The organism is Pseudomonas sp. 7P_10.2_Bac1 (assembly GCF_025465935.1).
GTDB lineage: Bacteria > Pseudomonadota > Gammaproteobacteria > Pseudomonadales > Pseudomonadaceae > Aquipseudomonas.
The window spans coordinates 23794-42923 of the sequence record NZ_JANLNV010000040.1; the positions used below are offsets into that span (position 1 = coordinate 23794).

Consider the following 19130-nt stretch of genomic DNA (forward strand, 5'->3'; position numbering starts at 1 on the left):
CTCTATTTGAAAGCCTCCCTCACCCTAGCCCTCTTCCGAAGGGAGAGGGCGCAGATTAGGGTATGGCGCATGGTCAATCGCGCCAGCCTGAACTACGCTGGCTGCGCGATCCATAGCCGTCGTGGGGCTTTCTATGCAGTTGAATAAAAAGATCTCCAGCCTTGAACAGTTGATCTGCAAGCAATACCGCTGGATTCACGCCGTTCGCATCAGCCTGGCGTTTCTGATCACTTTTGTCGTGATCCGCTATTTCAAGCTGGACGGCGCTGTCTGGATTCTGATTACCCTGCTGATCGTGATGGGACCGCAACCGTATTGGGGCAATGTGTTTTCGAGGGCCTTGCAACGCACCGGCGGCACGGTCATCGGCGCGGTGTCCGGGCTGATCGCGCTGCTTATTGAGATCTATTCGTATCCGTCCATGCTGCTGTGGTGCGCGCTGGTCATTTTTGTCGCCGGTTACCTGACGCTCGGCAAGCACCCTTATATGGCCTTGCTCATCGGCTCCACTCTGGCGGTAGTCAGTTGCTCCCCGCCCAATGACATGGAGTCGGCGGTCCTGCGCAGCGTCTATGTATTGAGCGGCTCAGTGCTGGCAATGATCTACACCAGCATCTATCCGCAGCGCGCCTACACCGACTGGCGGATAACCTTCAGCCAGAGCCTGGGCAAACTCAAGTCCCTGTATGAAAACTACTTTTCGAAGAAAACCCTTGAGCGCCCCGCCCTAGAAGAGCAACTGAAGGATGAGCTCGACACTGTCCTCAAACTGCGCAAATACATCGTCCCGGCCAGCAACGAAAGCAAATTGAAGCCTGCGGTGTTGCATTCTCTGCAGACGCTGCACCGTAATGTGCTGTCGACCTTGTCACTGATGATCGACGCCTACTGGTCGTCAGCCGAGAGCCACACACTGATCGAAAAAGAACCGGTCTTGCGCGATGCCCGGCTCTTGATTCCCCAGGCGCTGGAGTCATTGCAAAACAAGCTGTGCATGGGCATCGGCGACAATGCAATCAGCGACCAGTTGCGCCAGACCACCCGAGATCTCAAGGACCTGGCTCTGCAATACGCCGATCACACCAATGCCGAAACGCCCTTCTATGCCTACGTCTGGCTGACTCTGCAGATGCTCCAGCAATTGACCGAACTGAATGATCAGTTGCATGCCGCGCTGTATCAGAAAAATCGGTCGACAGAGGGGCCTCGAGAAGCATAACTGTAACAAGCCATCTATTTATTTCGGTTAATTCCCACTTACCCAGTAGGAATTAACCTACTAAATATTAAGAATTTACACCTAAAGATGAATATTTAAGCCAGCGAAAATGCTTGGAAACTCCTTTAAAAAACACCAAAAAGATAAATAACTTACTGTTTTTAATCGAATTTTTAAAAAACAGCCCTCGATCACGAATCCAACGTTTTAGCAACCCAGCGTTCAAATACTTCGCCAACTGCTCACCAGTCAAAAAATATCGTCTAGGCTCAGATCGCCCCCACCGTAATGGATTAGAACGGTTGAGCCGATGAGACACACCCGCCTCCGCACTGCTATTCGATTAGTGCCCAAAATGAACCCGGATTTCCTCCTGAGGAAATCAACCGTCCTAGTGTATTGCGCGCCTGGAAACTTCATTAAAGCTCTCACTCAATGCCACCCAACCTGAACGGACCGCCGCGCTGCCAGCGCGTCGATGTGGACGCTATCAGCCTGGCGCAGGGTCACGCCTTGAACAGCAGGCTGAACATTCATTTTTTACCGCACTGTAGACAGGAGGGCTTATGCAGCTCACCCCCAGAGAGATCGACAAACTGATGGTGTACACCTTGTCGGACGTGGCCCTGCGCCGCAAGGCACGTGGCTTGAAGCTGAACTACCCGGAGGCCGTTTCAATTATCACTGTGACCGCCCTGGAGGGTGCCCGCGATGGCAAGTCGGTGGAAGATGTGATGACCGAGGCCAGCAAGGTGCTGACCAAGGACGACGTCATGGAAGGCGTCAGCGAACTGATTCCAAACGTGCAGGTTGAAGCGATTTTCACTGACGGCAGCCGCCTGGTCACAGTCCACGATCCGATCAAGTAACGGCCCGGCTTGGCCGGTCAACGCACACAGACCTGTTTCGAGGAATTCGTCATGAGTACCAAAAAACCCGCTGCCCCTGCTGCACCCGCCAGCGTCCATCAAGACACGCATCCGGCGCATCACATCCCGGATGCCAAAACCCCGAGTGGCGTGCAGCAGGGCCATGAAGAGGATGTGCCGCTGGGCGGCGTTATTTACGCCAGCACGCCAATCAGCTTTAACGAAGATCGCCCGGTGACCACGGTGAAAGTGCGCAACACCGGCGACCGTCCGATCCAGATCGGTTCGCACTATCACTTTTTTGAAGTGAACCGCGCCCTGGAGTTCGACCGCACAGCCGCCTTTGGCAAACGCCTGAATATCACCTCGACCACGGCAATCCGCTTTGAGCCCGGCGATGAAATCGAGGTCTCGCTGATTCCGTACGGCGGCAAGCAGACCGTCTACGGCTTTAACAACCTGGTCGATGGTTGGGCACCGGACGACACCATCGCCGTGCATGAGCGCGCAGAGAAACTGCAAGCCATCCAGCGTGCGACCGACCTTGGCTTCAAGTTTTCCAAGACCGGCCAGTAGCCCACCCGGCACCTCACGCACTTACATTTTTTGCACCTGCGCGGCTGAGCGATCAACACCTGCGCGGCATTAGAAAGGAGCCACCGATGCCAACTATTTCACGCAAAGAATACGCAGGCCTGTTTGGGCCCACCACGGGCGACAAAATCCGCCTGGGTGACACCAATCTGTTCGTCGAAATCGAAAAGGACTTGCGCGGCTATGGCGAAGAGTCGGTCTACGGCGGGGGCAAATCCCTGCGTGATGGCATGGGCCACAACAACAATCTGACCCGTGACAATGGTGTGCTGGACCTGGTGATTACCAACGTCACCATCATTGACCCGATCCAGGGCGTGATCAAGGCCGACGTTGGCATCCGTGACGGCAAGATTTGCGGCATCGGCAAAAGTGGCAACCCGGATGTGATGCCCGGCATCAGCACCAACATGGTGGTGGGTGTCAGCACCGATGCCATCTCCGGTGAGCACTTGATCCTGACCGCAGCCGGGATCGACACCCACATTCACTTGATCTCGCCCCAACAGGCGTATCACGGCCTGTCCAACGGCATCACCACGTTCTTTGGTGGCGGCATTGGCCCCACTGACGGCACCAACGGCACCACCGTGACCCCGGGCCCGTGGAACATCCGCAACATGCTGCGCGCACTTGAAGGCCTGCCGATCAACGTCGGCCTGCTGGGCAAAGGCAACTCCTATGCGCATGCGCCTCTGGCCGAGCAGATCATCGCCGGCGTAGCCGGGCTCAAGGTCCATGAGGACTGGGGCGCCACCTCCAACGCCCTGCGCCACTCGCTGCGCATTGCCGATGAAATGGACATCCAGGTCTCGGTTCACACTGACAGCCTGAACGAAGGCGGCTACGTCGAAGACACCATTGATGCCTTCGAAGGCCGCACCATTCACACGTTCCACACCGAAGGCGCGGGTGGCGGTCACGCACCGGACATCATCCGCGTGGCCAGCCAGCTCAACGTGCTGCCCAGCTCGACCAACCCTACCCTGCCCTATGGCGTCAACAGCCAGGCTGAGCTGTTCGACATGATCATGGTCTGCCACAACCTCAACCCCAACGTGCCCGCCGACGTGTCGTTCGCTGAAAGCCGGGTGCGCCCGGAAACCATCGCCGCCGAAAACGTGTTGCAGGACATGGGCGTGATCTCCATGTTTTCCAGCGACTCCCAGGCCATGGGCCGGGTGGGTGAGAACTGGTTGCGGGTGATGCAAACCGCCCATGCAATGAAAGCCTCACGCGGCAAACTGCCGGAAGACAGCCCCGACAACGACAACTTCCGCGTTCTGCGCTACGTCGCCAAAATCACCATCAACCCAGCCATCGCTCAGGGCGTGAGCCATGTGCTGGGCTCGGTCGAAGTCGGCAAGATGGCCGATCTGGTGCTCTGGGACCCACGCTTCTTCGGGGCCAAACCCAAAATGGTGATCAAGGGCGGGATGATCAACTGGGCCGCCATGGGCGACCCGAACGCCTCCCTGCCCACACCGCAGCCCGTCTATTACCGCCCTATGTTCGGCGCTTTCGGCAAAACCCTGCAGGACACCTGCGTGACCTTCGTGTCCCAGGCCGCCCTTGAAGACGGGGTCAAGGAAAAAGCCGGTCTGGATCGCCAGGTCATGGCGATTCGCAACTGCCGCACCATTTCCAAAAAAGACCTGGTGCGCAACGACCAGACACCAAAGATTGATGTGAACCCTGAGACCTTTGAAGTGAAGGTCGACGGCGTGCACGTCACCTGCGACCCGATCGACGTGGCCGCCATGAACCAGCGCTATTTCTTCGGCTAAGACACCCAAACCTGCAGGAGTCAGCTTGCCTGGCGATCTTTTCAACGATCAAAAGGCGCGAGGCAAGCTGGCCCCTACAGGGTCAAAAAGGAGTTTGTGACGTGATTTTGATTGAACACATTCTGGGCAATGCCAAGAAAGATCCGGCCTGGAAGCAAAAGCTTGAAGGCGCCAAGGTCGACTTGCTGATTCTGGACCAGCGTGAAGCGCAAAAAAGCCGTTGCCGTCGCACCAGCGTGGGCGGGCTCGATCTCGGCATCTCGCTGGAGCGCAACGTGGTGCTGGCCGATGGCGACGTGCTGATGTGGGATGAAGCCAACAAAAGTGCCGTGGTGGTGCAACTCAACCTGCGCGACGTAATGGTGATCGATCTCAAGGAACTCAAGCAGCAGCCGCTGGACGTACTGATCAAGACCAGTTTTGAACTCGGTCATGCGCTGGGTAACCAGCACTGGAAAGCCGTGACGAAAAACAACGAGGTGTACATCCCGCTGACCGTCGAAACCAAAATGATGGATTCGGTGATGCGCACCCACGGCTTTGAACACTTGCCATATGCCTTTATCAGCGGTGCTGCCGTGCTGCCCAACCTGACCGCTTCCGAGGCACGGCTGCTGTTTGGTGGCGCGGAAGAAACCGCCACCCACGTGCATGTCGCCAGCCCGCAAGACAAGCTCGAAGCCGCAGCCTTGCAGATCAAGGGCCAGTACCTGCATGACCCGCACAGCCATAGCCATGACAACGGCCTGACGTTCCACAGCCATGAACACAAGCATTAACCCCGGCAGAAGGCGCTTAGGATGAACGCATCAGACCTGATTCGCATCATGCAGTTTGGCGACTCGGTACTGCCAGTCGGGGCCTTTACGTTCTCGAACGGCGTGGAGTCGGCCATTCAGACCGGCATTGTTCACGATGTCGCCACGCTAAAAGGCTTTGTCCTCACTGCTCTCAAACAGGCGGCCAGTTGTGACGGCATGGGCGTGGTGGCGGCGCACCGGGCCGCCATGGCTGATGATCGCGAAGCAATCCTGCGCGTCGACTGGGCCGTCAACAATCGCAAACTCAACGAAGAAAGCCGGTTGATGGCCACGCGCATGGGTAAGAAGCTCGCCGAAATGTCGATCCACGTGGTTGAAAAGCCGCTGGTGCGCTGGTGGCTTGAGCAGATCAAGGCCGGCAATGCCGCCGGCACCTACCCCGTCACCCAGGCGTTGGTCATGTCGAGCCAAGGCATTGGCGCCCGCGAGGTGGTGGTCATGCACCAGTACGGTGTGGCCATGACCATCCTCAGCGCGGCCATGCGCCTGATGCGTGTCACCCACCTCGACACCCAACGCATCCTGTTCGAGCTTAACCATGACATCGAGACCTTCTGTGACATCGCCGAAATCGGTGACATCGATCAAATGTCCTCCTACGTGCCCATCGTCGATGTGCTTGCGGCGGTCCACGTCAAAGCCCACGTACGCCTGTTCATGAACTGAGGCACGGGCAGCAACCCAGACGAAATCAGTTCCACTTTATTAAGGAAGATCCTGTGAAAAAGATTACGCGTATTGGTATCGGCGGCCCGGTCGGCTCAGGTAAAACCGCAGTCATCGAAGTGATCACGCCGATCCTGATCAATCGCGGCTACAAGCCGCTGATCATCACCAACGACATTGTCACCACCGAAGATGCCAAGCAGGTCAAGCGTACGCTCAAGGGCATTCTCGACGAAGACAAGATCCTCGGCGTCGAGACCGGTGCCTGCCCACACACGGCGGTGCGCGAAGATCCGAGCATGAACATCGCCGCCGTCGAAGAGATGGAAGAGAAGTTCCCGGACAGCGACTTGATCATGATCGAAAGCGGCGGCGACAACCTGACGCTGACCTTCAGCCCCGCGCTGGCGGACTTTTATATCTACGTGATCGACGTGGCCGAAGGCGAGAAAATCCCGCGCAAGAACGGTCCGGGGCTGGTGCAGGCGGACATTCTGATCATCAACAAAATTGACCTCGCCCCTTACGTGGGCGCGAGTTTGGACGTGATGGAGAGCGACACCCAAGTGGTGCGTGGCGGGCGTCCTTACATCCTCACCAACTGCAAGACCGGCCAGGGTGTAGAGGCGTTGGTGGACATGATCGAACACATGTTCCTGTTCGCTCACAAACCTAGCGCACCGGCCTCCCATTCCGGGGTCACGGCATGACCGTGCACAACCAGATTGTGAACACGCCGTCACGGCGGCGCGCGCACTCCGTGGGCAACACTGCCCCGGAGCTCGCGCGCTATCAGGACGAACCGCCGCAAATGCACAGCGGCGCGGTCGGTAAAAGTGGCTACCTGCGGCTGGGCTTTGAAAAGCGCGCGAATCGCAGCGTCCTTGCGGACATGGAACGACGCGTCCCGTCATTGGTGCAAAAAGCCTTGTACTGGGATGAAGCAATGCCCCAGCTGCCTTGCGTCACCATGATTTCGACCTCGGGCTGTGTGCTTCAGGGCGACCGACTGGCCACTGATGTGAATGTGGGGGTCGGTGCCTGCGGGCATGTTACGACCCAGTCAGCAACCAAAGTCCACTCCATGAATGCCAACTACGCCTCGCAAGTACAGCACTTGCGAATTGAAGAAAACGGCTACCTGGAGTTCATGCCCGACCCACTGATTCCCCATCGCGATGCGCGGTTCATCACCGACACGCAGATCAAAATCCATCCGACGGCCACCGCCATTTACTGCGAAACCCTGATGTCGGGGCGCAAGTACCATCATGTGGATGAACGCTTTGGCTTTGACGTGTACTCCTCGCGAGTGTGCGCCGAAACCCTTGAAGGCAAGGAGCTGTTTGTCGAGAAGTACGTCCTGGAACCGAAAACAGAAAGCCTGGACGCTGTGGGCATCATGCAAACCTTCGACGTGTTCGGCAACGTCGTGTTGCTCACGCCCAGCGAGCATCACGATCGCATCGTTGAACGGGTGCCAGCCGTATTTGACCTTAAGGCGGGCGTGGCCAGTGGTGTCACCCGTCTGCCCAACCATTGCGGGCTGATCTTCAAGGTGCTGGGCAATGACAGCGGCGAAGTCAAAGCGCAGATCCGTGCGTTCTGGAGGGTTGCTCGTGAAGAAATTCTCGGCGTGAGCTTGCCGCCGCCATTCTTGTGGAAATAAACGCTGCCGGTGAGCGCCGGCAGATCCGGCGCCCGCAGGGGCTCTATGGGGAGAGTCAATATGCAAGCGGGGTTATCCAAGTGGTCGCAACTGGCGGACGGCAACAGGCTTCTGGAGTTTATTGACGTTAGCCTGCGCGGTTGCGCGCAGGTCATGTTCCAGAACAACCCGCTGACCGGCTTGCTGTTTTTTGCCGCCATTTTTGTGGGCGCTTTTGCCGAGGGCAATCCGGCGGTTGCCTTTGGTAGCGTGTTGGGCACCGTATCTGCCACCTTGACTGGTAGACATCTCAAGGACCGCACGTCCTGGAAAGCTGGACTGTTTGGCTATAACGGCTGCCTGGTCGGGGTTGGCTTGCCGACCTTTCTAGAAGTCACCCCCATCGTCTGGCTGTGCATCATTCTCGGCGGCGTGGTGTCGGTGATTGTCACCATCTGCATCGCCGACATCCTGAAAACCTGGAAAGTCGCGGCCCTCACGGCGCCTTTCGTGCTGGTGACGTGGACCATGTTGCTGGCCAGCTATGCCTTCGGCGGCCTGACCAGCAACGCGCTCCCGCCACCTGACCTGCCCCACGACCTGATTACGCACAATCACGATCTGCTCGATGGCATCAACCTGTTCCAAGCCACGTTCCATGGCATCTCAGAAGTGTTCCTGATCAGTACCGTGGTGGGCAGTTTATTGTTTTTGGCGGGGCTGGCAGTGTCCTCGATATGGGCAGCGCTCTTCGGTCTGCTGGGCTCCTTGTTGGCGGTGCTGGTAGCGGTTGTATTGCAGGCCGAACATTCAAGTATCAACAATGGGCTGTATGCGTTCAGCGCAGTACTGACGGCGATTGCACTGGGTTCAACCTTCAACAAACCGCGCTTGCGTGTACTGATCTACACAGTGATCGGTGTAATTTTCACTGTATTTGTACAGGGTGCTTTGAATACTGTGCTGGGCCCTGTCGGCATCCCGACCCTGACCATGCCGTTTGTGCTCGCGTCATGGTTGTTTCTGGTGCCGAACAAGGACGTAATGCCTTCCCATCGTCAATAAATCCAGTGCTTTTGAGGAATCACAATGACCGCTATCGCTTACCCTTTCAGCCGTTCTGAGCCCGGCGATACCAAAAGGCGGGCAATCTCGTTATTGATAGGGCTGGTCGTCGCCAACCTGCTGGCCTGGGCCTGGGCTTTTATAGAATTCGGCAGCAACCCGATACTGATGGGCACCGCACTGTTGGCCTACGGATTCGGGCTACGCCATGCGGTGGACGCCGATCACATCGCGGCCATCGACAACGTCACGCGCAAATTGATGCAACAAGGCAAACGGCCGATTGCCGTGGGTACATGGTTCTCATTGGGGCACTCGACCATTGTGGTGCTCGCCTCCTTTGCGATTGCGGCCACTGCCATGGCCTTCAAGGACGACATGGAGTGGTTCCATGAAACCGGCGGCTTGATTGGCACACTGGTGTCATCGGTCTTTCTGCTGCTGTTCGGCGTGCTCAACCTGGTGATTCTGGTGTCGGTGTACCGACAGTTCAGGAAGGTCAAGGCTGGATACGCCTTGCCCCCTGAAGAACTTGATCTGCTGGTCGCCAACAAAGGGGGCTTGATGGCCCGGATCTTTGGCCGGTTGTTCAATCTGGTGAACAAAAGCTGGCACATGTACCCGGTGGGTTTTCTGTTCGGCCTGGGTTTTGACACCGCCACTGAAGTCGGACTGCTGGGTATCAGCGCCACCAGCGCCACGCAAGGCATCAACCTGTGGTCAATCATGGTGTTCCCGGTGCTGTTTGCCGCGGGCATGGCGCTGATCGATTCCCTGGATAACTTCGTGATGATCGGTGCCTACGGCTGGGCCTTCTCCAAGCCCGTGCGCAAGCTCTACTACAACATCACCATCACTGCCGCGTCGGTGTTTGTGGCACTGTTTATCGGCGGCGTCGAAGCCCTGGGGCTGATCGCCGACAAACTTGAACTCACAGGAGGGATCTGGGCACCCATCGCCGCCCTCAACGACAATTTTGGTGAAATTGGTTACTGGATCATCGCCCTGTTCGTGCTGTGCTGGATGATCTCAGGGCTCAATTATTATCTGCGCGGCTATGACCGTCTGGGAGCCAGCGGCTGAAAACGCCGGTCAAGGCGCGCAACGCCTGCACGGTCAACCGTAGTAACCTGACCTACACTCCTGAAACCCCTAAATAGACACGTCGTAGGAATTATGACTTTATTACAGGAAGTTAAATCGCGACTCTCATTTGCCTACGGGGTCGCCCTGGTGGCGGCTATCAATGGCCTGGCCTTGATTCTACCGGTGGTACAACGCGGCCTCGCCCACTCCAATGCGGCAGGCGGGGTCTTCAATTCATGGCAAGAGGCCTTGAGTTTTCTGGCCCTGCTGGAAATTCCCGGATTCGTCGTTGGTTTCCTGCTGATACTGATGTCATTCGGGCTGTTGCTCAAATCACGTATCAGTTGGTTCTTTTCGCTGCTGTTGTTGATCTCCACGGTCTGCGTGGATTTTTTCATCGTGAAGAATCCCAACGGCGTCGCCTACTTCTCGTTGTTCACCATCGCCTTGCTGATCTTTTATTGGCGCGGTTTTGACCACCACAGCCTGGCCACTGGCAGCTTCTTTGCAATCGTCAGTATCGCTTCGCTGATTGTCTACAGCACCCTTGGCACGCTGTACATGGGTGATCAGTTCACCCCCCCGGTCAACGATCTGCCTTCGGCGCTCTATTTCTCCATTGTGGTGATGTCGACCGTCGGCTTTGGCGACATCGTGCCCCACAGCACCGATGCCCGGTTTTTCACGCTCACTGTGATCATCTTGGGCATCACCATCTTCGCTGTGTCGGTAGCGTCGATTGCCGGCCCCCTGATCAGCAACAACATCCAACGCATTGTTAAAGGCAGGATTTCCCATATGGCCCGTAAAAATCATTACATCCTGGCCGGTACCGGCTCATTGGCGCAGAACGTCTACAAAGGCCTGACCGACCGCGGCGAACACGTCACCGTCCTCGCCACGCCTAACAGTCAGCACGACTTGCCAGAGAACGCCGACATCATCGAAGGTGATCCCTCTTCAACCGTGACCCTCAAGCAGGCCGGTGCCGATGAAGCGAAATACATCGTCACCTTGCGCGACAACGATGCAGACAATGTCTTTACCATTCTGGCGGCAAAAGAAGTAGCCGGAGACGACACCAAAATCATCGCTCTGGTCAACGAGTCCCAGAACATTCCCAAGGTCAAGCGCGTTGCCCCGAACATGGTGCTGTCCCTGCCATTACTGGGCAGTGAACTGCTGGTGCGTACCCTGCAAGGCGATCAGATCAACAACGACCTGATCACCGAAATCTTCTTTGGCAAACGCAGTACGCTGTAATCCCTCCCCTCCCGCGGCCTGCGATGGCCAGAATAACGGCCATCGCAGGCGCATCCGCGCTATCCGCGTAAACCTCAGAACCTGTCCTACACTCCCCCGAACCTCATAACGGACATGTGGTAGGTAGGCACTATGACGCTCTTACAGGATGTTAAATCACGGCTCGGCTTTGCCTATGGAGTGGCCTTGCTGGTGGCCATCAATGGCTGTGCGATGTTTGTACCGGTGCTGCAACGATGGTTCGCACACACCGAGGCCGCCGGCGACGCATTCCGCTCATGGAAAGACGCCCTGGGCTTTTTAGCCTTGCTGGAAATCCCCGTGGTCATCACCGGTGTCGTGCTGTTGCTGATGTCATTCGGGCTGATGATCAAGTCGCGTATCAGCTGGTTTTTCGCGCTGCTGTTACTGGTAGCGTCTGTGTGCATCGACTTGTTCATCGTGAAAAAACCCAGCAGCGTCACCTATTTCTCGCTGCTGACCGTGGCCGTGCTGCTGTACTACTGGCGACGGTTCGATCACTACAGCCTGGCCACCGGCAGCTTTTTTGCGGTGGTCAGCATTGCCTCGCTGACCGTCTACAGCACGCTGGGCACCCTGTACCTGGGCGAACAGTTCGCACCGCCGGTCACAGACCTGGCCACCGCGCTGTATTTCGCCCTTGAGGTGATGACCACTGTGGCGTTTGGCGACATCCTGCCGCACTCCACCGTGGCGCGGTATTTCTGCCTGACGGTGATTATCCTGGGCATCACCATCTTCGCCATTTCGGTCGCGTCCATTGTCGGCCCGCTGATCAGCAACAATATCCAGCGCATCGTCAAAGGCAGAATCACTCACATGGCGCGTAAAAAGCACTACATCCTGGTCGGCGCCGGCTCTATGGCCCAGAACGTCTACAAAGGCCTGACCGAGCGTGGCGAACACGTCACCGTGATCTGTGCGCCGGGCAGCCAGCATGCGTTGCCAGCCAAAGCCGACATCATCCAAGGGGATCCGTCGGCAACCGCGACCCTCAAAATGGCGGACGTTGGTGAAGCCAAATACATCGTCACCCTCTGTGACAGCGATGCGCAGAACGTATTCACCATCCTGGCGGCCAAAGAAGTGGCAGGCGAGCACACTAAAATCATTGCGCTGGTCAATGACACCCAGAACATCGCCAAGGTCAAACGCGTCAACCCGACCATGCTCCTGTCACTGCCGCTGCTGGGCAGTGAACTGCTGATACGCACCCTGGAAGGCGACAAAATCAACAATGACCTGATCACGGACATGTTCTTCGGCAAACGGACTTCACTGGGGTAAAGAGGCCCCCCTAGTCCCTGAGAAAAGCAACGAAGCCGTGATCACCTTCACGGCCTCGCCGCCCACAGACTTACAGCTGTTTCAGGGTTTCCTGGGTAATGGCCTCCAGGCCCTGCTCGGTGATTTTCTTCCAGGCTCCATCCGTCACAACCTTCGCGTCATCGGTAACCAGAGTTTTCACGCTGTATTCAGGTGCTCCCGTGGTTTTGATCTGCAACAAGGACTGATTGCGGACTGCTTTATCCAGTACCCCTTCAACTCCGGACCATGACCAGAACTCAAGGATCTGCACGTTCACTTGGCGGGCACCAGCAGCATTAGGGGTTTTCACCACTTCATATCCGGCCTGATGATAAGCGGTAGCGACGGCATCACTCACCAACCCGGCCACTGTGCGGCCTTTGGGAAGCAGCACGTCGCCGATCGCCCAATTGAAGTTATTACGCTTGCGCGCAATCGCCCGCTCGGTAATCGACTTGTCGTCAATATCGTCGTACTTCAGCGAAGGGACATCGAAACTGGAGGGTTTGACCTGAAAAACACGATCATCAACAGCGCTGACAAACACCTTTTTGCCATTACTTGGGGCGGGCGTCTGCGTAGTGCCTGGCGGCACCACATCAACATCCACTTCTGCCCGGTTGGTGGCACAACCGGCCAATAGTACCAACGCCACAACGCCCAAAAATCTGCGAACCATCTTCCTTACTCCCTTTCTTTGTGTGCCTTCATTGGCACGGCCAAACACTGGCCGAAAAAGAGTGTAGAAGACCGCTCGCAGTTCGGGACGCTCGATCAGGCCTTGGCGGCCATCGCCGTGACTTCCACACGCATGCCTTCTACCGCCAGAGCGGCTACGCCCACAGCGGCGCGTACCGGCCATGGCTTGGCGAAGAAGCGCTTATACACCTCGTTAAAGGCGGCGCGATCAGCCATGTCAGTGAGGTAAATCGTCAGGTGCAACACGCGGTCCATCGAGCTGCCCGCCTTTTCCAGGGCAACCTTGAGCGCCTGCAAGGTGCATTCGCTTTGCTCGGTGATACTGCCCAACTCCAGACTGCCGTCGGCACGGGTAGGGATCTGGGTGGACACAAGAATGCCGCCAAAACCGGCAACATCGGAAGAGATCGACTCTGCATCAGGATCGGGAGTAAAGGTGATGTCTTGGTTTGCCATGTGGGTCTCTTGGTAGGAGGGATTTAAAGTCTGTTGGTGCCCAGGCAATTCAGGCCTTGGCAGTCACTCGGTACTTTTGCATCGGGAGGGCGAGTTTAACACCGGGATGCGCATCAATCCGCTCGCGACAAGTCGGTAAACGCGGCCGCCAATAACTGCTGGGTGTACGGATGTTGCGGCGCGTCAAAGATGGCCTGTGTCGCGCCCTGCTCCAGCACGTGCCCGTCCTTGATGACCATGATGTCGTGGGCCAGGGCGCGGACCACCGCCAGGTCATGGCTGATAAACAGATACGTCAGCCCATGTTCCAATTGCAAGCGGCGCAGCAAAACGATGATCTGCTTTTGCACGGTACGGTCCAGCGCCGAGGTCGGTTCGTCGAGCAACATCAAGTCCGGCTTGAGCACCAGCGCACGGGCAATGGCAATGCGTTGCCGTTGCCCTCCCGAGAACTCATGCGGATAACGATGGCGCACTGACGGATCCAGCCCGACTTCTTCCAGCACGTTGATCACCGCAGTCTCGCGCTCTTGTGCCGTGAGGTTGGTGTGCACGCGCAAGCCTTCGGCAATGATTTGCAGCACGCTGAAGCGCGGGCTCAAGCTGCCGTAAGGGTCTTGAAAGACCACTTGCATGCGCTTGCGCCACGGGCGCATTTGCCGGGTATCGAGGCTCTCCAGCGCAGTGCCGTCAAACTGAATCGAGCCCTGGGCCTCGATCAATTTGAAGATCGCTTGCCCCAGGGTCGACTTGCCAGAGCCGGACTCACCGACAATCCCCAGGGTGGTGCCCTGACGTATGCTCAAGTCGATGCCTTGCAACGCCTGCAAGTAGTCCCGGCGCCAAAATGGCCCGCCCAGTGAGAAACGCACAGCCAGTTTGTGCACCCGCAAAAGATTCTCTGAAGGCGCCACCGGCAGCGGATCACTGCCGGGTTCAGCATCCAGTAACTGCCGCGTGTAGGGATGCTGCGGATGCGTAAACAGGTCGTCGCAGCGAGCCTGTTCGACCACCTCGCCGCCGCGCATCACCGCCACCCGCTGGGCGATCTGCCGCACCAGGTTGAGGTCATGGCTGATAAACAACATCGCCATGCCCATTTGCTGCTGAAGGTCGCGCAGCAGTAACAAAATCTTGCGCTGTACCGTCACATCCAGCGCAGTGGTGGGCTCATCGGCTATCAGCAATTGCGGTTCGCAGGCCAAGGCCATGGCGATCATCACCCGCTGCCGCTGGCCGCCAGACAATTGATGCGGGTAGGCTTTAAGCCGTTGCGCCGGTTGTTGAATACCCACCCTGTCGAGCAGCTCGAGAATGCGCCGACGGATAGCGTGCCCGTCCAGTGCCGTGTGCAGTCGCAAGGTTTCGCTGAGCTGACGTTCGATGGTGTGCAACGGATTGAGCGAACTCATGGGCTCCTGAAAAATCATCGCCACCTGATTGCCGCGCAGTTTTCCCAAACGCGCAGCCCCCACACCCAGTAACTCCTCCCCGCGCAACCGAATACTGCCTTCGGTACGGCTGCTGGACGGTAACAATTGCAGGATCGAATGCGCGGTCACTGACTTGCCGGAGCCGGACTCCCCCACCAGCGCCAGGCATTCGCCCTGGCGTATGTCCAGGTCAATACCCCGCACCACCGGCTGCCCGGCAAAACTGACGCGCAAGTTACGAATTTCGATCAATGGCTCAGGCATGGGCAGTTCTCGGGTCAAACGCATCGCGACAGGCTTCGCCGATAAACACCAGCAAACTCAGTAACAACGCCAGGGTGAAAAACGCAGTGAGCCCTAACCAGGGCGCCTGCAAATTGTTTTTGCCCTGGCTGATCAACTCGCCCAGGGACGCACTGCCCACCGGCATGCCAAAGCCCAGAAAATCGAGGGCCGACAAGGTGCCAATCGCCCCGGTGAGAATGAAAGGCAAATAGGTCAGGGTTGAGGTCAAGGCATTGGGCAGCACGTGACGCAGCATCACTTCAAGGTTGCTCAAACCCAAGGCGCGCGCCGCTTTCACGTACTCCAGATTGCGCCCGCGCAGCACCTCGGCCCGTACCACGTCGACCAGGGTCAGCCAGGAAAACAGCGCCATGATGCCCAGCAACCACCAGAAACCTGGCTCGACAAACCCCGAGAGGATGATCAACAGGTACAGCACCGGCAAGCCAGACCAGATTTCCTGCAGGCGCTGACCAAACAAGTCGACCCAACCGCCGTAATAGCCCTGCAACGCACCGGCACAGATGCCGATAAAGCTGCTGATCAAGGTCAGCGCCAGGGCAAACAGCAGCGACAGGCGCACGCCGAAAATCACCCGGGCCATCACATCCCGCGCCTGATCGTCTGTGCCCAGCCAGTTTTCCCTACCCGGCGGGCTGGGGGCCGCCGTGCGCAGGTCGTAATTGACCGTGTCGGCACTGAACTCAATCGGCGGGAACAACATCCAGCCGCCCTGCTGCTTGATCATCTGGCGAAAATAAACGCTGCGGTAGTCCGGCTGGAACGGCAATTGGCCGCCAAACTCCTGTTCGGTGTAACGCGACACCGCCGGGAAATACCAGTGCCCCTGGCTGACCACCAGCAGTGGTTTGTCATTGGCCAGCAACTCGCCGCCCAAACTGGCGGCAAACACCGCCAAAAAAATCCACAACGACCAATAGCCTCGGCGATTGGCCTTGAAACGCTGCCAGCGACGCTGGTTAACAGGAGACAGACTGGGCATCAATAGCGCCTCGTGGAGAAGTCGATTCGCGGATCAATCAACCGATAACAGAGATCACCCAGCAGTTTGATCAGCAAACCGAACAGGGTAAAAATGAACAGCGAGCCAAACACCACCGGGTAATCGCGCGAGACCGCCGCGTCGTAGCTCATGCGGCCCAGGCCATCGAGGCTGAACACCACTTCAATCAACAATGAGCCGCCAAAAAACACGCTGACCATGGCCTGCGGCAATCCGGCGACCACCATCAGCATCGCGTTGCGCAGCACATGGCCGTACAGCACCTGCCGCTCCCCTGCGCCTTTGGCCCTGGCGGTGATCACGTACTGGCGTGACATCTCGTCCAGAAAGCTGTTTTTGGTGAGCATGGTCAACGTCGCAAAACCGCCCACCACCAACGCCGTGACCGGCAGCACCAAGTGCTTGAGGTAGTCCAGTACTTTGCCGGCGGTGGACAACGACGCGAAATTCTCGGAGACCAACCCGCGCAGCGGGAACCAGTTAAGGCCACTGCTGCCGGCGAACAGCAGAATCAGCACTAGGGCGAACAAAAAGGCAGGCAAGGCATAGCCGATGATGATCGCGGCGCTGGTCCACACATCGAACGCGCTGCCATGGGCGACGGCCTTGCGAATGCCCAAGGGGATCGACACGCCATAGGTAATCAGCAAGGCCCAGAGGCCGAGCGAGAACGTGACCGGCAGCTTTTCAGCGATCAGATCAGTGACCGTAGCGCCACGAAAAAAACTGTTGCCGAAGTCCAGACGGGCGTAGTTCGTGATCATCAGCCATAACCGCTGCAAAGGCGGCTTGTCGAAACCGTATTGGCGTTCAATGTCCGCCACCAGCTTTGGATCAAGACCGCGATCGGTGGCTGAGCCCGACGCTGTATTCAGGATTTCTGCATGCCCGCCGCCAATCGACGCACCACCGCCCAGGCCCTGCAAACGAGCAATCGCCTGTTCTACCGGCCCGCCTGGAGCCGCCTGCACAATGACGAAGTTGACCAGCAAAATGCACAGCAAGGTCGGGATGATCAGTAACAAGCGCCTCAGGCTATAAATCAGCATGGCTTTGCTCCTGTTGTGCGTGCATCTGCGAGTTGGTCAACGGCTGTGTGCTGACTTGCCACCAGGTGTCTAGCCCGGCGTCGAAGACTGGTGCTATCTCAGGTTGAGCGAAGCGGTTCCACCACACCGAGCCGGTGCCTTCGCTGTAAAAACTCGGTATCCAGTAGTACCCCCACTGCAGCACCCTATCCAGTGCGCGCGCATAGGTGACCATGGTTTTGCGGTCTGTGGCCCGGGTCAAACCCGTCATCAGCTGATCAACTGCTGGATCGTTGAGGTTCATGTAGTTGTTGGAGCCCGGCGCACGAGCTGCCGACGAGCCAAAGTAATTGAACAGCTCACGCCCAGGAGACGCCGATACCGGGTAGCTCACTACGATCATGTCGTAGTCGCGAGTGCGCAGGCGGTTGATGTATTGCGCAGCGTCGACCGTGCGGAAATCCAGGGTCACGCCGATCTGTTTGAGGTTACGGATATAAGGCAAAACCAGCCGTTCATAACCACTGCCGCTGTTGAGAAAAGTCAGGCGCAGGGGTTTGCCCGCCGCATTCACCAATTGATCGCCCTGTGGGCGCCAGCCGGCGGCTTGCAGCAGGGCCAGCGCCTGTAATTGCTGGTCGCGGATAATCCCGCTGCCATCGGTGCCAGGCGGGTTAAAGACGTCGCTGAAGACCTCTGGCGGCAGTTGACTACGCAGCGGCTCCAGCACCTTGAGTTCCTCGGCGTCGGGCAAGGTTTTGGCTGCCAGTTCGCTGTTGGAAAAAAAGCTGCGCTGACGGTGATAGGCGTCATACATCAGGCTGCGATTGGTCCATTCAAAGTCCCACAGCATGGCCAATGCCTGGCGCACGCGACGGTCGGACAAGATCGGGTTGTCGAGGTTGAACACAAATCCCTGAGTACCTTGAATGGCCAAGGGCGCCAGACGTTTTTTTTGCAGGCGCCCGTCATTCAGTGCTGCACCGTTATAGGCGGTGGCAAATTGCGCAGAAGAACCGACCACATTGAAGTCAAATACCCCTGCGCGCAAAGCCTCGACATCGACGCTGCCGTTATCGGCAAAGTACTCGATGCGCACCTGATCAAAGTTGTACTGGCCACGGTTGACCGGCAGGTCGGCGCCCCACCAGTCCGGCACACGCTGCAAATGCACGCTGCGCCCAGGGTCAACCTTGACCACGCGATACGGCCCGCTGCCGGGCGGAATATCAAAACCGGCGCCATTGGCAAAATCATGCTCACGCCACCAGTGCGCAGGCAGGACCGGCAATGTCGCGAGGTCCAGCGCCAGGGTGCGGTTATCGCTGCCGACGAAGTCAAAACGCACCTGCAATGGCGACTCGATCACCACCCTGGCGACGTCGGCAAACTGAATGCGGTACTTCAGTTTGCCGTAGGTGGTCAGTTGCTCGAAGGTGTAGCGCACATCGTCAGCGGTGATGGGCGCGCCGTCGTCAAACCGGGCCTGCGGGTTGAGGGTGAAGCGGATCCAGCTGTGGTCCGGCGCCAACTCCATGCTCTGCGCGACATCGGCATACACCGTATAGGGTTCATCTTTCGAGCGCTGGGCCAACGGCGCGTAGAGCCAGCCATCGAGCTTGTCCACGCCCTGCCCCTTGTCCACATACGGCAGCAAGTGATCAAAGGGCGATGTCTGCCCGGACAGGCTGAAACTCCCTCCTTTGGGGGCATCCGCCTGCACATAGTCGAAGTGCTGAAAACCGGGCGGGTATTTCGGCGCTTCGCCGTAAACCGTCAGCGCCTGTTGTGGCTGGGCATGCGCCAGCGGCGCGCACAGCAACAGCAGCCCGGCACAGTATGCGAGTCGTTCAAACAT

General features: G+C 57.7%; 18 protein-coding genes. 12 read left to right on the forward strand and 6 right to left on the reverse strand.

Annotated features, from left to right (window positions below; genetic code table 11):
- The first annotated feature begins 133 nt into the window (after positions 1-133).
- The 12 genes from NTD86_RS07370 to kch (NTD86_RS07425) all read left to right on the forward strand — a co-directional run bounded on the left by NTD86_RS07370 (position 134) and on the right by kch (NTD86_RS07425) (position 12326).
- On the forward strand, positions 134-1219 hold the full coding sequence (locus NTD86_RS07370) for an FUSC family protein (protein WP_262201514.1): 1086 nt from the start codon (positions 134-136) through the stop codon (positions 1217-1219).
- Between the two features lie 566 nt (positions 1220-1785).
- A complete protein-coding gene (locus tag NTD86_RS07375) occupies positions 1786-2088 on the forward strand; it encodes an urease subunit gamma (protein WP_048369202.1) in 303 nt (100 codons plus the stop codon).
- Positions 2089-2139: 51 nt separating this feature from the next.
- On the forward strand, positions 2140-2664 hold the full coding sequence (locus NTD86_RS07380; protein WP_262201515.1) for an urease subunit beta: 525 nt from the start codon (positions 2140-2142) through the stop codon (positions 2662-2664).
- A gap of 86 nt (positions 2665-2750) precedes the next feature.
- Positions 2751-4469 carry an urease subunit alpha gene (locus NTD86_RS07385; protein ID WP_262201516.1) on the forward strand — a complete coding sequence of 573 codons (1719 nt, stop codon included), beginning with the start codon at positions 2751-2753 and terminating at the stop codon, positions 4467-4469.
- A 101-nt stretch (positions 4470-4570) separates the two neighbouring features.
- A complete protein-coding gene (ureE, locus tag NTD86_RS07390; protein WP_262201517.1) occupies positions 4571-5248 on the forward strand; it encodes an urease accessory protein UreE in 678 nt (225 codons plus the stop codon).
- Positions 5249-5269: 21 nt separating this feature from the next.
- Positions 5270-5956 (forward strand): urease accessory protein UreF, encoded by a 687-nt coding sequence (locus NTD86_RS07395; RefSeq protein ID WP_262201518.1) that lies wholly within the window; start codon positions 5270-5272, stop codon positions 5954-5956.
- 53 nt (positions 5957-6009) lie between these two features.
- Positions 6010-6666, forward strand: a complete 657-nt coding sequence (gene ureG, locus NTD86_RS07400; protein WP_262201520.1) for an urease accessory protein UreG — start codon at positions 6010-6012, stop codon at positions 6664-6666.
- On the forward strand, positions 6663-7625 hold the full coding sequence (locus tag NTD86_RS07405) for an urease accessory protein UreD (RefSeq protein ID WP_262201521.1): 963 nt from the start codon (positions 6663-6665) through the stop codon (positions 7623-7625). The genes ureG and NTD86_RS07405 overlap by 4 nt, the downstream gene beginning before the upstream one ends.
- Positions 7626-7685: 60 nt before the next feature.
- Positions 7686-8669, forward strand: coding sequence for an urea transporter (gene yut, locus NTD86_RS07410; RefSeq protein ID WP_262201522.1), 984 nt, complete (start codon positions 7686-7688; stop codon positions 8667-8669).
- 24 nt (positions 8670-8693) lie between these two features.
- On the forward strand, positions 8694-9752 hold the full coding sequence (locus NTD86_RS07415; protein WP_262201523.1) for a HoxN/HupN/NixA family nickel/cobalt transporter: 1059 nt from the start codon (positions 8694-8696) through the stop codon (positions 9750-9752).
- 93 nt (positions 9753-9845) lie between these two features.
- Positions 9846-11018, forward strand: a complete 1173-nt coding sequence (kch, locus tag NTD86_RS07420) for a voltage-gated potassium channel protein (protein ID WP_262201524.1) — start codon at positions 9846-9848, stop codon at positions 11016-11018.
- Positions 11019-11150: 132 nt separating this feature from the next.
- Positions 11151-12326: a voltage-gated potassium channel protein gene (gene kch, locus NTD86_RS07425; protein WP_262201525.1), complete on the forward strand. Its 1176-nt coding sequence runs from the start codon at positions 11151-11153 to the stop codon at positions 12324-12326.
- 70 nt (positions 12327-12396) lie between these two features.
- Here the strand turns inward: kch (NTD86_RS07425) and NTD86_RS07430 are convergent, their stop codons facing one another.
- From NTD86_RS07430 to NTD86_RS07455, 6 genes are all read right to left on the reverse strand, one after another.
- Positions 12397-13026, reverse strand: a complete 630-nt coding sequence (locus NTD86_RS07430; RefSeq protein WP_262201526.1) for a flagellar biosynthesis protein — start codon at positions 13024-13026, stop codon at positions 12397-12399.
- 95 nt (positions 13027-13121) lie between these two features.
- A complete protein-coding gene (locus NTD86_RS07435) occupies positions 13122-13502 on the reverse strand; it encodes a RidA family protein (RefSeq protein WP_262201527.1) in 381 nt (126 codons plus the stop codon).
- A 113-nt stretch (positions 13503-13615) separates the two neighbouring features.
- On the reverse strand, positions 13616-15199 hold the full coding sequence (locus tag NTD86_RS07440) for an ABC transporter ATP-binding protein (RefSeq protein WP_262201606.1): 1584 nt from the start codon (positions 15197-15199) through the stop codon (positions 13616-13618).
- On the reverse strand, positions 15192-16223 hold the full coding sequence (locus tag NTD86_RS07445; RefSeq protein WP_262201528.1) for an ABC transporter permease: 1032 nt from the start codon (positions 16221-16223) through the stop codon (positions 15192-15194). The genes NTD86_RS07440 and NTD86_RS07445 overlap by 8 nt, the downstream gene beginning before the upstream one ends.
- Positions 16223-17293, reverse strand: coding sequence for a microcin C ABC transporter permease YejB (locus NTD86_RS07450; protein ID WP_262201529.1), 1071 nt, complete (start codon positions 17291-17293; stop codon positions 16223-16225). The genes NTD86_RS07445 and NTD86_RS07450 overlap by 1 nt, the downstream gene beginning before the upstream one ends.
- Complete coding sequence (locus NTD86_RS07455) at positions 17280-19130, reverse strand: extracellular solute-binding protein (protein ID WP_262201530.1); 1851 nt, start codon at positions 19128-19130, stop codon at positions 17280-17282. The genes NTD86_RS07450 and NTD86_RS07455 overlap by 14 nt, the downstream gene beginning before the upstream one ends.